Origin of the sequence: Methylophaga sp. UBA2513, from assembly GCF_002341285.1 — a bacterium.
GTDB lineage: Bacteria > Pseudomonadota > Gammaproteobacteria > Nitrosococcales > Methylophagaceae > Methylophaga > Methylophaga marina.
Genome location: NZ_DDNT01000014.1, coordinates 266,921 through 280,777, shown reverse-complemented (window position 1 = coordinate 280,777; position 13,857 = coordinate 266,921). Strand labels below are relative to the sequence as shown.

Genomic DNA, 13,857 nt, shown 5'->3' with positions numbered 1-13,857 from the left:
GGATATGAATTATGAATATGGCATTTAAAAATGAAACATTTCGGGATGACTATACGTTTACCAACTCACCCGAAGCGATTCGTCGTTTTCCTTTTCCGTTTGATAAAGACGAATATATGTATAGCGTCAATATCGAACAACATACCAAAGGGGCTCCAGGCTCAGTATTTGAAAATGTAATCGATCTCGACGAGCATTATCTGGCCGAGTGTGAAGACCGCCGTATTACTCTGGCTGACGACCCTGACAGATGTATTGCTTTGCCACACATGATGGATGCACAGTGGGATATGTTGGAGTTAGGCATGGAGTCTTTAGCGAAAGACTTCCCAGAGCATTTCCAACTCAGCAGAGATGGCGATAACTGGCATTGGGTGAATAAGCCCTTAGACATTGAGCAAAAATTTGTGTTTGGTGATCTCTCTACCTTACCTATGGAGCCGTTCGAATTTATTAGTCGTCAACTTCAAGGCGACTGGGTCGTGATGGATCAGCGTGATGAGGATTTATTTGCTGATATGGGAATGGTCACCAGTCAGGCGGATTGGTCACTGGCATTTGACGCTGGGATGTCGTTTAAAGAATGGCATGGTCCTGTCCCACAGGCTAATGAAATGGGCATTTTTGAACGGGCATTAAAATATTTATTACATTTGCAATATGGTAGCCCGGTTCGTCGTTTGAACTGGACGATGACAGTCAATCCACGCTTAGATACCTCACCAGAGAATTATCCTATATGGGGACCAGACAACGTTTCTGTCACGGCGAATAATGTGGCAGATAAAGTGTTTCTGCGTGTTGAATTACAGACTTTATTCCGCTTACCAAGAAGCAATGCCATTACCTTTGGTATTCGCGGCTATCTTATCAGTGTGCGTGATATTGCTACTTATCCACGCTGGGCTAAACGTTTACATCGTGTGCTGACAAATCTGCATCCTGATTTGGCTGAATATAAAGGTTTAACCAATTATCGCCAGCTAGTTATTGATTGGTTGGCGCCGATGGATGATGGGGCAGATATCGGAGAAGGTACACATCCAGAATAAGGGATTAAGTTTAGGGGTAATCACTTAGGTTTAAAGGAAAGCAAGATGAAAAAAATAGTTTTGATGGTGGCAACGGCGGCAGCATCAACATTCTCAGTAACCAACGCCCTGGCAGAGGAAGCATCACCACATAGTTTTAGTTCCAACGTTGGAATTTTCAGCCAATATGTATTTCGTGGCATTACATACAGTGATGAAAGACCTGCGTTACAAGGTGGCTTCGACTATGCTCATGATAATGGGCTCTATGCGGGAATATGGGGCTCAACATTAGAAGAAGATGACAATGCGGGTAACAGTCTGGAAGTCGATTTTTATGGTGGTTATTACCATCAATTGACAGACGATATTGGGATTGATGTTGGGTTGCTGCAGTTTTATTACCCTGATCACAAAAAGTATAACGGTGAAAATATTGATACCACCGAAGCCTACCTTGCAGCGACCTGGAAATGGTTTACTGCAAAATACAGCCGGACATTAAGCGACTGGGGTGGTGTGAATAACAAATCAGCCGGTATTGATGGTTATGCCAATGGTGATACCAAAGGCACTGAATATATCGAGTTGAACTTCGCCTACCAATTACCGTGGGAAGTGAATCTGAACTTACATGTAGGTCATCTAGATGTGAAAAACTACAGTGATTTCAATTACACGGACTATATGATTGGTTTAAGTAAAGACCTGACCATTGCTCAGTCTGAAGGCTGGACGGTGGGGATTAACTACACCGATACCGATGCCGATAAAGACTGGTGGACAGGTGTGGATGGTGATAACCGTGGCGATAATCAGTTTATCGGCTATATATCACGATCGTTTTAAGCGTTTCATAAGCGGCAGCAGAGGGTCAAGGATGACTCTCTGTTATTGCTCTGAAGTCATCTGTTCCAGTCCATCCATCATTGCTTGATAATTCTCACTACTGATATCAATGATGATGCCTTCCAGAGTTAATAACTCGTCTGTTCCTGAAAAGATGCCTTTACCGCGCTCCATCACCCATTTGGTTTTATTGCTACGGGTCTGGATACGGTAAATGATTTGAAAACTGCGTTGTTGATTAATCTGTTGCTGGATATATTCCCAAACACGTTGCTGATCCTCAGGATAAATCAGCTGCATATAGTTGAAATGGAGGGAGTTAGTAATTTCATAAGGCTGGTATTCCGTCACTTCCAGGCAGCCTTCACTGACATAATCAAATGTCCAGTTACGATCATTTTTACAACGATAAAGCATGCAAGGCACATTTGGCATGATCATATCGTTGGCTAATCTGGCACTGGCTTTGAGATCGGCAGAAGTTTGTTTGATACGACTGATATCGGTCAGTGTGCCCATGACACTGCTGCGTTCACTGTTGAGGCGAGACGTAGTGGAAGCACGCATTTCAAACCATTGTGAGCGACCATTTTTTGCAATGAGTCGTAATTCAAACTGACTGTGATGGCGTTTGCCTTCAGTCAGTGCATTTATTCGGGCTTCTGCCAGTGGTAGATCTTCCGGGTGAATAAATTGAAATAAGGTTTTTTGCATGCATTCTTGAAGCGTGAAGTCGAGCATGCGTTCCCAGGCGGGATTAAGAAAAATAATTTTTTGATCAACGTTCATTTGAAACACGATTTGATCAAGGCGATCGATAAGATAACCGTAGGTATGATCGATATCCAGTTTGGTTGAAGTCGGTTCAGATGCGGTTGTGGTAGTGAACTGCAACAAGAATTGACCGTGTTGTTGTAATGAGTTTAGAGGAGACAGTGATATTTGAGCCGGGATGGTCGTGCCATCCACATACAGCATTCGTAACATCATAGTTTCGTTCGAACGATGATTATGCTGACGGCTGATAAAGTCTGTCATTTGTTGGTGTGAACTGGGGTGGATCAGATTGGTAAGTGGCAAGTCGGTAATCATGTCACGCATACCATTCATACCTAGTTCTTTTAGAAAGGCATTGTTGGCGAATTTAATGTTATAACCATCTATCACAGCAGCAGGCGTAGATAGTTTGCTGGAGAGGTCCTGGCCCCATATAACATCATCAAAGGCGATGGGGGGGGGCTGGGATTGAGGACGACGTTTTAACCGAGGGTAGAGCGTCATGGCTAATATGGCGGATAAAAACATGGCAAGCACAGCAGCGAGCGTAGATATGTGTACTTTAAATGGGGCGGTGCTATCCCACCAGAAACCCAGTACCAGTACAAAAATGCTGCTTAACATGACCAGACTGAACAAGATGATATTCATGTTTATATCCTTATTTTATTGCCCAGCTTTTGATGAAAAGTTTGCAGCATGATGAAATTAAAACAGCGTCTTAGCGAAATTTTCTGCATTTTTTCCCGACGCACACTCTATACAAAGTGGGTGGTTTTGCTGATATGTATTGCTGCGACTATTTCATTGATGCAGGCTGGGATTTTCTTCCTTTTGGATTATATGCCTTCTGTGCAAATTGCTCTAGCCAAGGTTAACGAGCAGAAATATTATTGGGAAAATCAATTAGTTCATATTGATTTGAAAGATAGTCAGCAGTCACAAAGATTGTTCCACAATATGCAGTCGCATTTTCTCGATACACAAGATCCTGCTGTGCTGTGGATGTTACGTCAAAAGAATGATGACATCGCTGAAGCGGTCAGGCTCATAGAGTCAGAACAAGCCAACTTTTCTCAATTAGCCACACTGAACCTTCGTGCTGCGGTGCAGTTACGCGGAGCAGACCGTTTAGCCTCGGCCTATAAAAACCTTGAACAAGCCCTGCATAAAGATATCGAAATTAAACGAGCCGTATTAATGCTGCTGGAATCGGTCAGTCTGGTGTTTGTACTGAGCTGCATTCTGCTGTTAGTGCTGAGTACCAGAAAGATCTTAGTTGAACGGCTGGATAGACTTTTGGCCTTTATCTACGCCAAAAATAGTGAAAAAAGTGAACTGGATGTGGATGATGAGTTTGCTTTGCTGGAGCATCGGGTTTCAGAGTTATCCGCCAAAATGGAGAGCTATGAGACAGAAGTCGCCTGGGCACACCGAACTAGTGAGCACATTCGTGTATTAACCCGTGCCCAAAGTTTTTTATTACGCTTTATTGAAACCGTATCTGAAGATGTGTTGAGTGAAAAAACGCTGCTGAAGATGCTGTATTCACTGGAGCGAACCATGGGCTTTACCAACACCGCCCTGATTTATACCGACGATGCGGCAGTTATTTCTACTGAACAAGTGATTTACTCACATCACGAGCCAAACCCGATATCAGACAAAATATTTGATGAACTGATAATGTCCGGCACGGCCTCATTTCTAGCGCTGAATGCCGAATCAGAAGAAGTGGAGTGTTTAGGACTCAGTTTTACGGGGAGTCGCAACGAGGTCGGTGTGCTGGTGGTAGAAATGCAAAAAGGCCGTTTCCTGGAAGATTCTGAAATTAAAGTGTTGGAAATTACCGCCAAACTACTCAGCATGGTGACCAAGTTTCAGAGCCATGACGAAGAAGGACGTCGTCTGGCGATTTTGGAGGAGCGTGCGGCTATTGCTCGAGAATTGCATGACTCGCTGGCCCAATCATTGTCATTTATGAAAATACAGATGGCCAGACTGCAATCTAATGTGGTTGATGATAAACAACGTGAGGTCACCACAGAGCTCAGAGAAGGACTCGATAACGCCTATCGTGAACTAAGAGAGTTATTGACTACGTTCAGGGTGCACATGGATTTGCGAGGCCTGGGTTATGCCATTCAGGCCACCATCGATGAGTTCTCACAACGATCCAGTCTAGCGATTACTTTAGACAACCGATTAGTGAACTGTCGACTGACAGTAAATGAAGAGTTTCATATCTTGCATGTGGTACGTGAAGCATTATCGAATATCGTACGGCACTCGGGTGCCAAGCATGTTTCAATTTTAATGTTAGTGAATAAAAAGGGGGAATTAGAGTTAACGATTGATGATGATGGGGTGGGCATGACGAAAGTATCGTCGACCTATGATCATCATGGACAGGCAATAATGAAAGAACGAGCCAAGACTTTAGGTGGCGACATTGATGTCATGGCCAGACGTTACGGAGGAACACGGGTGCGGCTGAAATTTGTACCCAAACTCGTAGAGTAACTCGTCATAAAAAATAAGAGAGAGAAATGGAAAATAATATAAGAATATTAATCATCGATGACCATCCTTTATTCAGAAAAGGAGTGAGTCAGATTATCTCTGATGAACCTAACTTTGAAGTAGTCGGAGAGGCCGCATCAGGCCTGGATGGTATTGATCTCGCACAGCAGTTGATCCCTGATTTAGTACTACTGGACTTGAATATGAAAGGTATTGATGGTCTGGAAACCTTAAGAAGACTCAAACAAACGGAGCTAAAATCACGTTATGTTGTACTTACCGTCTCTGATGCAGAAGAAGATTTGTTGGAAGCGTTGAAGTCTGGTGCTGATGGTTACCTGTTAAAGGATATGGAGCCGGAAGATTTACGCTCCAATCTGGTAAAAGCAGCTCTCGGAGTTACTGTATTACAGGATAGCCTGACTGAAGTACTTAAAAAGGCTTTGATTGAGCCGGATACAAAAACGACAGCAGCGGATGTAAATCTGACTGATAGAGAAACGGAGATTCTCGACTGTCTGGCTGAGGGGATGAACAATAAAAATATTGCCAGAAAACTCGGTATTAGTGATACTACCGTGAAAGTGCATATTAAAAATATTCTTCGCAAACTCAATTTAACTAGTCGGCTTGAGGCAGCTGTGTGGCGTCATCAGAATCGATAAAAAAAAGTCGGTAGGAATTTGCCTACCGACTTTCCAGACTTTTAACGCATTATTTAGATTGGATTGCGTTGACCTACGAAGAAACCAACGCCTCTACTTGGTGTGGTAAAGGTAATAGTTTCACCATTGGCAAAGTAGAGCACATCACCCACTTTGGCGTGGACTTGTTTACCTGACTCGTCGCTAATAATAAATTCACCTTCAGCGATATACTTCATTTCTTCATAATCGTAGGTATAAACCAGCGGTTCATCACTTTTATTTAAATGAAAGAAACCAGCACAAATGGTTTTATCTTTATCGCCTGAAATCACTGTATCACCTAGTGTTGCGTTGACACCATCAACACCCATAGATGGTTGCGCGTCTTTTACAGCTTGTTGAATATATTTCATATCTTGTCTCCTAATAGTTTTTGTGTAAAAACACACAAGCTATTAAATCGACATGCCGCTAAGGCAACAATTATTAAGAAGTCTTAATCAAAAAGAAGTACATGGTCTGACATCCACTTTATATAAAATGATTTAAGCGGATAGTTAGCTCTTACTGCATAACAGCTGGCGGTTTTTTTGACTGATTAACCCGTATCAACCAGATTCACTCAGTGATTATTTGTAAGTAGTTATCTTAGAAATTAACAGGCATATAGAGTGCGTCTTCTGTATGTTGAAATCGTAAAAGGGACTAAAAAAACATCAGTTTAAGTGGTATGTACCACTTAAGTGTTAATGTCTAGGAAGAATAGACGGATAAAAAGGCAGGGAATAGATTCCTCTGTATGTGACTGAATTAACAGGCACATTTACATGAGGACTGAAAAAATGTCGTTTGATATAACCACACAGTTTGCAGAGCAGGTGTCGCTGGCATCTCTTGTGCAAAACCTTGTTTATGCCTCTGGCACCGTTGGTGCGATTTTTGTCGTAATAGGACTGCTCTTAATAGATGCAGGCGGTGTTAGGAGGCGTAACGCATTTAATGCAACTATAGAAAAATTAGTAGGTTTTTTTATCGGGTTTACCACCTATTTTGTTATCGGCTTTGCATTCTGGGCTTCCCAGTATTACGTGATGGTCGATTACACATTAACCGATAGTATTAAGGATTGGTGGGCAGGTGGCATTTTAGCTAATGAACTTGCTCAAAATGTGGATCCGGCAGTTTTTCCGGGCCTGAATAACTTCCAGATCTTTATTTTCTTCTTGGCATGTTTTGCCGGGATTATCAATGTCTTATTACACTTTGCTGTGTCTGAAAGAATGAAATCTTCGGCGTACTACATTACATCTTGTGTAGCGACGTTGGTGTCTTCTGTCTTGAGCTGGTGGACATGGGGCTCGGTTGGTCCGTTAACCAACCTGGGTTTCCATGATTTCTTCGGTGTGGGCTTTGTCTATTTATTCCCTGCGGGTATGGCGATGGTATTCGTGAATAAGTTAGGCGCCAGACCGGGTATGTTCTCTGCTCATTCAAAAGTCGAAGAATATCGTGTTCCCAGTCTTGCCTTAGTGACCGTAGGTGTCTTTAGCGTGTTTGGCAGTTTGCCAATGGTGATTCTGTCATGCTTATTTTTCTTTGATCCGGGGGCGCATGCCGTTAGTGTCACCATGGCTGATACCAGTGTTGGTTTAGCGTTTAACAATTATGCAGCGGCCTGGGCTGGCGGTACTTTGATGGGCGCGATACTGGCTTATTCAAAACGTAAATACAGTTATTTGCTGCTAGGCCCATTCGCCGGTTATGTATCTGGTGCATCAGGTTTTGATGTGTATATTCCCTGGCAGATGTTCCTGGTGGCTTTGGGTTCACCGCTGGTGGCTTATGTTATCTACGAATTTCTGCAAAAACGGGAAATTGATGAGCATAAATTATTGCCATTATTTGCGGGTGTAGGCTCATACGGTTTGATTATGACTGGCTTGCTGCATATTGGTACACCACGTGGTGGTTATGTCGGTATCACTGAAGGTGCCTATGCTTTCCAGCACGGTGAAATTGGCGTGCTGATGCAAATTGTCGGGATTGTTGTGTGTCTGGGTACTGGTATCGTGACCGCATTTATCCTGTCATTTATTCTGGAAAGAACCATAGGTATGCGTATTACAGATGAAGAACAGGCGATTGGTTTGGATAAAGTCCATTGGGGCTTGGATTCAGATGTATCACCTCAGGTAGAAGCAAAATAGTTTATTTCTTTCCCTTAGCTCGTTAGAGCTTTTAGTGGCTTATTCTTCTGAGTAAGCCACTTTTTTATTTATTAATTGCCCTTTCGCCATAGATAAATACTAAATAGACGTTTCCACTCTTCAAAAGAATGTCTTGCTCTCTTTATGAAATATTTTATTACTTTAGGGGAATAAAATTGTTGGCTGCTCTGCATGCCATTGTTCGTATTTCACCATCACACTGGCAAAGAGATCACTGTGTAAGAATTCACTCAACCAGTCTCTGACCAGTGGGTAGGGTGATTGCTCGAACCAGTCCATATCAACAAAGGCGAACTGACGGATAAAGGGTAATAGTGCAATATCTGCCATCGTCCATTTTTCAGTAAGCAGGCAACCATTTTTTGCTAATAAGGATTCCAGTTTTTGTAAGGTTTTTTCACCTTGCTCACGGGAATACAGTTCTGGGTATTCTGGGTAACGATCGGCATATTTATAGCGATCGAGATAATACTTAAACTCACCATCATTATTGGCAATCAGCTCATCACAGTACTGTTTTTGTTGGTGAGTGAGCGTTTGATACCAATCTTCGGGATCTCGCTTTTCCAGTGCCCAACGCATAATGTCGATACTTTCGTCGATAACTTTTCCTGTTTCGGTCTGTAGAACGGGGACAGTCCCTTTTGGGGAAATAGCTAATAATTCTGCAGGTTTATCTTTTAATACCACTTCGCGAAGTTCGGTTTTAATACCGCTGGCGGCGAGAGCTAGCCGGGCTCGCATGGCATAGGGACAACGACGAAAGCTGTATAAAGTCGGGTACCGCATTGAGTAAGAATTCCGGTTTGAATAAAACGCCAGTATAGACAATCAAAGCAGATGACTGTAAATTAGCAAATGCTAATATAGTTATTGAGAACACCATGGAACAGTCTTTACGAAGATGGATCATATTTATCACACTGATGTTATCAGTCAGTTTGACTGTTAACGCGGAGCGGATGCCCCATACCGAAGCAGTCTACAAAAACTATGCTCGTCAGTGGGTTTACGACGGTCAAATTGAAGCGGTCAATCAGGCAACTGTCTCATCGCGTGTTTCTGCTCAGGTTGCGGAGATTTTTTATGACGTTAATGACCGGGTAGAAAAGGGCGCGCTGATTTTACGTTTTAACGACGAAGAAATAAAAACTCGACTATGGCAGGCAGAAGCTAATCTGCTTGCTGAACAAGCGCAGCTAAAAGAAGCACAAGCAAGATATAACGAAGCCGCTGCTGAAGCCAAACGGATTGGTGACTTGTATCAACGTAAGCAGGTGACACGCTCAGCGTTGGATAAAGCTGAAGCCGATAAAGCGGCAACATCGGCAAGGGTAAGCGGATTAAATGCCCAAATAAAAGCCCGCCAAGCTCAAGTAGAGCAAGCTAGAGTGGAGTTGTCCTATACCGAAGTACGAGCACCTTATGCTGGTGTGATGACCAAGCGCTGGATTGAAGTGGGCGAGATGGCATCACCCGGACAGGCATTGATGTCCGGTTTATCACTGGATGATTTACGTGTGGTGTTTACCGTGCCACAGAAACAATTAACTGAAGTGATGTCGGCCAAGCTAGATGTCCTTTTACCTACAGGCGAACACTTAACACTGCTTGATAAAACATTAATTCCAGCTGCAGATGCGCAGACTCACAGTTTTTCTATACGTTTGGATTTACCACAAAAACTCAATGGTATTTTCCCTGGCATGACGACAAAAGTTACCGCTTATGGTAATGAGCAGCCGGTACTGGTGATTCCTAAACAGGCCTTGGTAAAGCGGGCTGAAGTGGATGGGATTTATGTGCTCGCGGAGCAACGGGTTGTATTCCGACAAGTCAGATTGGGGACGGACTACGATGATGGCTGGGTTGAAGTCTTATCCGGCATCGATGCCGGAGAACAAGTGATTACTCAGCCAGATATGGCTTTATTGTATTTGCAGCAGCAACATGACTGAATCTAAGCCAACATTGGGGATGTCCGGTCGTATCGCCGCATTATTTCAGGACAATGCCCTGACGCCGTTGATGGCTTTGCTGGCTTTATTGCTGGGGATATTTGCGTTGATGGTGACGCCACGTGAAGAAGAGCCGCAGATTGATGTCACTATGGCAGATATTTTCATTGCTTACCCCGGTGCGTCAGCCAAGGAAGTAGAGAGTTTGATAGCGACACCAGCGGAGCAGGTGGTCAGTGAAATTGCTGGTCTGAAACACGTGTATTCAGTATCGAAGCCAGGGCTGGCTATCATCACTGCTCAGTTTGAAGTCGGTGAGAAACGTACCGATGCGATTGTACGTTTATACAATAAAATTTATTCCAATCTGGATTGGCTGCCTGAAAACTTGGGTGTGTCACAACCTATTATTAAACCCAAAGGCATTGATGATGTGCCGATTCTGACGCTGACTTTATGGCGTGAAGGGCAGCAGGACTCAAATCAGTTAAAACAGTTGGCGCAGTCTTTGGAAGTGGAACTGAAGCGGGTTGATGGAACACGGGATATTTATACTGTTGGCGGTGCTGATACCGTAGTGAATATCACCTTAGATCCAGAGTCACTGGCGGCCTATCACATGGATAGTCATAGCCTGAGTTTGGCTTTGGAAGCCGCAAACCAATCGGTCGAAGCCGGGACGACAGTACAAAATAATCAAATGACAAGTGTTCAGGCAGGTCAGTTTATCGTTTCAGCTGACACGCTGAAATCACTCATTGTCGGTGTCTTTAATGACCAAGCGGTGTATTTAACGGATGTGGCTGATATTTATCTTGGTCCAGAACAACCCCGTCAATATGTCTGGTTTGGTACGGGGCCAGCGGCAGCAGACAAACAGATAAAAGCTCAGGGTGAATATGATGCTGTCACCATTGCCATTGCCAAACAGCCAGGAACCAATGCCGCCGATATTGCCAATGCGGTACTGCAGCAGGTAACAGCATTAAAAGGCGTGATGATTGCGGATGAGGTGCAGGTGACCGTGACGCGTAATTATGGCGAAACGGCGGATCAAAAGGCTGATACGCTGATCCATAAACTAATTTTTGTCACGGTAGCTGTGGTTTTATTGGTGTTATTTGCACTCGGCTGGCGAGAGGCCATTATCGTTGGCGTAGCGGTGGTGATTACCTTATTACTGATGTTATTTGCTTCGTGGGCATGGGGTTTTACTTTAAATCGGGTGTCGTTGTTCGCCTTAATTTTTTCTATTGGCATTCTGGTAGATGATGCGATTGTGGTGGTGGAGAATATTCATCGTCATATTCAACAAGAAAAATTAAGCTTAAAACAAGCGATTCCAGTCGCTGTCGATGAGGTGGGGCAGCCAACAATATTGGCGACTTTAGCCGTGATCGCAGCCTTATTACCCATGGCCTTTGTCAGCGGTTTGATGGGCCCGTATATGAGCCCGATTCCGATTAATGCCAGCATGGGCATGCTGCTGTCATTAATGGTGGCCTATGTCGTGACACCATGGATGGTGTTGAAGATGCTTTCACATTCTCGTTCGGCCAAGCATGAGCAAGTTGCCGAGTCCCAATATGACGCGGTTTTTCAGCGTGTTTTGAGCCCCTTTCTATTACATGAACATGCTGCCCGCCGCCGAAAATTACTGTGGGGTGGACTTATTTTGCTGGTTATTGTGTCTGTTGGTCTGGCAGCAATGAAACTGGTCATTCTGAAAATGCTGCCGTTTGATAATAAGTCTGAAGTGCAGATTGTGATTGATATGCCTGAAGGCTCGCCATTAGAAAAAACAGCAGCAGTCACCCGTGCGTTGACAGATTATCTGTCGACCGTTGACGATGTGACTGATTATCAGGCCTATGTAGGCACAGCTTCGCCGATTAATTTTAATGGTCTGGTGCGTCAGTATTATTTACGTGAAGGCTGGCATCAGGCAGATATTCAAATCAACCTCAGAGATAAACATCAGCGTGATGAACATAGCCATTCTTTAGCACTGAAGCTAAGAGAACCACTAACAGTGATTGCTAGGAAATGGGACGCGCGTATCAAGGTCGTTGAAGTGCCGGCGGGGCCACCTGTGTTATCACCCATTGTGGCGGAGTTGTATGGCTTGAGTGAACAACAGCGACAAAATCAGGCATCACAACTTGTTAAGGTGTTTGAGCAAACTGATGGCATTGTCGATATTGATAGCAGCATTGAGGCGAAAGCCGACAGACAGATCATTAATGTAGATAGAAATAAAGCGAGCTTATTTGGCCTGAGTCAGCAACAGATTGTTGAAGCTATTCAGTTAGCGCTGACTGGCAAGGATGTAGGGTATCTACACGATGATAATGTGAAATATGCCATACCATTGCGGTTGCAATGGCCAATCAAGGATAAAGCGAACCTTGATGCTGTATTGAATATGAAGCTCATCAATCAACAAGGTGAGCTGATTCGTTTAGCTGATGTCGTCAATGTGGTGGAGGAGGAACATCAACAAACGCTTTATCATAAGGACTTACAAGCTGTGACTTACGTTACAGCGGATATGGCTGGCAAGGTCGATAGTCCCTTGTATGGCATGTTTTCGGTGTATCAGCAATTAGAGAATATACCGATTCAGCAATATTTGGTTTCAGTACCGAGTCTGGCCTTACAAGATTCATTGAAATGGGACGGGGAATGGCAAATTACCTATGAGACGTTTCGTGATATGGGATTAGCCTATGCCATAGGCATTATTCTGATTTATCTGCTGATTGTGGCGCAGTTTCGATCTTATTTATTGCCCTTGATTATTATGGTGCCGATTCCGCTGACCGTGATTGGTGTCATGCCCGGGCATGCTTTATTAGGCGCACCTTTTACAGCAACATCGATGATTGGCATGATTGCAATGGCAGGGATTATCGTGCGTAACTCTATTTTGTTAGTCGATTTTATCCGTCAGGCGATGGCTGAAGGCATCACGGCTGAGAAGGCAGTAATTGCCGCTGCTGCAACCCGTGCTAAGCCTATTATTCTGACTGCGCTGGCTGCGATGGTAGGGGCGGTATTTATTCTCGATGACCCTATATTTAATGGTTTGGCTATTGCCTTATTATTCGGAATTCTGGTGTCGACTTTATTAACCTTATTGGTCATTCCGTTGCTGTATTACAGCTATATCAAGACTCGATAAGGGTCATGGCGCCTGTGAGTTCACCTTCACGTAGACGTTCTGCCTGACGTTTTAATGTATGACGAATGAGCACATTACGATCCATTTCATCCATATGAGTGAAGGCCATACGCAATAAATAAGGTGTTTCAGCCGGTGCTTGTTCGATTTTGTCACAGCCAATCACCGTTGCCAGCGTGTGAATAGTGCTGGCTGAGGGTTTTAGCTGCATAAAGAGTTCAACATAATCTCTTGGCTTGATAGGGGTAGCGACCAATAAGGCAACACCACCCCCACTCAAGTTTACGTCTGTCAGCTTGTCAGGATTGATAGGATTATTGTGACGTTCAATACGTTGTGCAATCAGGTTGACCTTGTCATCTAATAAGCGCAGTGCACGTGCAATTTCACGATCATGCTGACTGATTTGGTCTAATAAGTGTGAAAACACGTTTTGCATCGTACGAAGCTGAGCCCGTTCAGAATCACCATCACTTTCTGATGATTGTGAAATACGTTTGGCGACTTCACCGACGTGCGTTTTTTCCACAGGTTTGTACTCAATGACTACCGAGTCATTGATTCGAAAAAACTCACGTCTGTCTGAACCTGGATGTTGCATCACTCTCTACCGTTATCCTTAAAAGCTTAATGTCACTTAATCGGCCTGAATATAAGATT

Annotated in this window: 11 protein-coding genes; 7 read left to right on the top strand and 4 right to left on the bottom strand. The window is 43.8% G+C overall.

The features are described 5' to 3' along the window. The first annotated feature begins 11 nt into the window (after positions 1-11). Positions 12-1,052 (top strand): heme-dependent oxidative N-demethylase family protein, encoded by a 1,041-nt coding sequence (locus B3V56_RS09115; RefSeq protein ID WP_289283173.1) that lies wholly within the window; start codon positions 12-14, stop codon positions 1,050-1,052. Between the two features lie 45 nt (positions 1,053-1,097). Further along, positions 1,098-1,880, top strand: coding sequence for a TorF family putative porin (locus B3V56_RS09110; protein WP_289283174.1), 783 nt, complete (start codon positions 1,098-1,100; stop codon positions 1,878-1,880). 42 nt (positions 1,881-1,922) lie between these two features. Here B3V56_RS09110 and B3V56_RS09105 read toward each other — a convergent pair whose 3' ends face one another. Beyond that, positions 1,923-3,308, bottom strand: coding sequence for a PAS domain-containing protein (locus tag B3V56_RS09105; RefSeq protein WP_289283175.1), 1,386 nt, complete (start codon positions 3,306-3,308; stop codon positions 1,923-1,925). 48 nt (positions 3,309-3,356) lie between these two features. On the opposite strand from B3V56_RS09105, the gene B3V56_RS09100 reads away from it, so the two are divergent. Continuing rightward, on the top strand, positions 3,357-5,180 hold the full coding sequence (locus B3V56_RS09100; protein ID WP_289284195.1) for a histidine kinase: 1,824 nt from the start codon (positions 3,357-3,359) through the stop codon (positions 5,178-5,180). Between the two features lie 26 nt (positions 5,181-5,206). Then, positions 5,207-5,845, top strand: a complete 639-nt coding sequence (gene narL / locus B3V56_RS09095; protein ID WP_289283177.1) for a two-component system response regulator NarL — start codon at positions 5,207-5,209, stop codon at positions 5,843-5,845. 53 nt (positions 5,846-5,898) lie between these two features. Here the strand turns inward: narL and B3V56_RS09090 are convergent, their stop codons facing one another. Further along, a complete protein-coding gene (locus B3V56_RS09090; protein ID WP_289283178.1) occupies positions 5,899-6,240 on the bottom strand; it encodes a cupin domain-containing protein in 342 nt (113 codons plus the stop codon). 429 nt (positions 6,241-6,669) lie between these two features. Here B3V56_RS09090 and B3V56_RS09085 point away from each other — a divergent pair, with 429 nt between their 5' ends. Beyond that, positions 6,670-8,034 (top strand): ammonium transporter, encoded by a 1,365-nt coding sequence (locus B3V56_RS09085; RefSeq protein WP_289283179.1) that lies wholly within the window; start codon positions 6,670-6,672, stop codon positions 8,032-8,034. Between the two features lie 162 nt (positions 8,035-8,196). Here the strand turns inward: B3V56_RS09085 and B3V56_RS09080 are convergent, their stop codons facing one another. Then, the gene (locus tag B3V56_RS09080; protein WP_289284194.1) at positions 8,197-8,844 is read right to left on the bottom strand and encodes a glutathione S-transferase; all 648 of its coding nucleotides are present in this window, start codon (positions 8,842-8,844) and stop codon (positions 8,197-8,199) included. 95 nt (positions 8,845-8,939) lie between these two features. Between B3V56_RS09080 and B3V56_RS09075 the strand changes: the two genes are divergently transcribed. Further along, positions 8,940-10,013, top strand: coding sequence for an efflux RND transporter periplasmic adaptor subunit (locus B3V56_RS09075; RefSeq protein WP_289284193.1), 1,074 nt, complete (start codon positions 8,940-8,942; stop codon positions 10,011-10,013). Continuing rightward, positions 10,006-13,197, top strand: coding sequence for an efflux RND transporter permease subunit (locus B3V56_RS09070; RefSeq protein WP_289284192.1), 3,192 nt, complete (start codon positions 10,006-10,008; stop codon positions 13,195-13,197). Before B3V56_RS09075 ends, B3V56_RS09070 begins: the two co-directional genes overlap by 8 nt. Here the strand turns inward: B3V56_RS09070 and B3V56_RS09065 are convergent. Beyond that, positions 13,184-13,798 (bottom strand): PilZ domain-containing protein, encoded by a 615-nt coding sequence (locus B3V56_RS09065; protein ID WP_286306111.1) that lies wholly within the window; start codon positions 13,796-13,798, stop codon positions 13,184-13,186. The genes B3V56_RS09070 and B3V56_RS09065 overlap by 14 nt on opposite strands. Positions 13,799-13,857 lie beyond the last annotated feature (59 nt).

What these genes read in the sequence shown, in the direction of transcription:
- B3V56_RS09115 (WP_289283173.1), top strand. Translation starts at nt 12, where the DNA reads ATGAATATGGCATTTAAAAATGAAACATTTCGGGATGACTATACGTTT.
- B3V56_RS09110 (WP_289283174.1), top strand. Translation starts at nt 1,098, where the DNA reads ATGAAAAAAATAGTTTTGATGGTGGCAACGGCGGCAGCATCAACATTC.
- B3V56_RS09105 (WP_289283175.1), bottom strand. Translation starts at nt 3,308, where the DNA reads ATGAATATCATCTTGTTCAGTCTGGTCATGTTAAGCAGCATTTTTGTA.
- B3V56_RS09100 (WP_289284195.1), top strand. Translation starts at nt 3,357, where the DNA reads ATGATGAAATTAAAACAGCGTCTTAGCGAAATTTTCTGCATTTTTTCC.
- narL (WP_289283177.1), top strand. Translation starts at nt 5,207, where the DNA reads ATGGAAAATAATATAAGAATATTAATCATCGATGACCATCCTTTATTC.
- B3V56_RS09090 (WP_289283178.1), bottom strand. Translation starts at nt 6,240, where the DNA reads ATGAAATATATTCAACAAGCTGTAAAAGACGCGCAACCATCTATGGGT.
- B3V56_RS09085 (WP_289283179.1), top strand. Translation starts at nt 6,670, where the DNA reads ATGTCGTTTGATATAACCACACAGTTTGCAGAGCAGGTGTCGCTGGCA.
- B3V56_RS09080 (WP_289284194.1), bottom strand. Translation starts at nt 8,844, where the DNA reads ATGCGGTACCCGACTTTATACAGCTTTCGTCGTTGTCCCTATGCCATG.
- B3V56_RS09075 (WP_289284193.1), top strand. Translation starts at nt 8,940, where the DNA reads ATGGAACAGTCTTTACGAAGATGGATCATATTTATCACACTGATGTTA.
- B3V56_RS09070 (WP_289284192.1), top strand. Translation starts at nt 10,006, where the DNA reads ATGACTGAATCTAAGCCAACATTGGGGATGTCCGGTCGTATCGCCGCA.
- B3V56_RS09065 (WP_286306111.1), bottom strand. Translation starts at nt 13,798, where the DNA reads ATGCAACATCCAGGTTCAGACAGACGTGAGTTTTTTCGAATCAATGAC.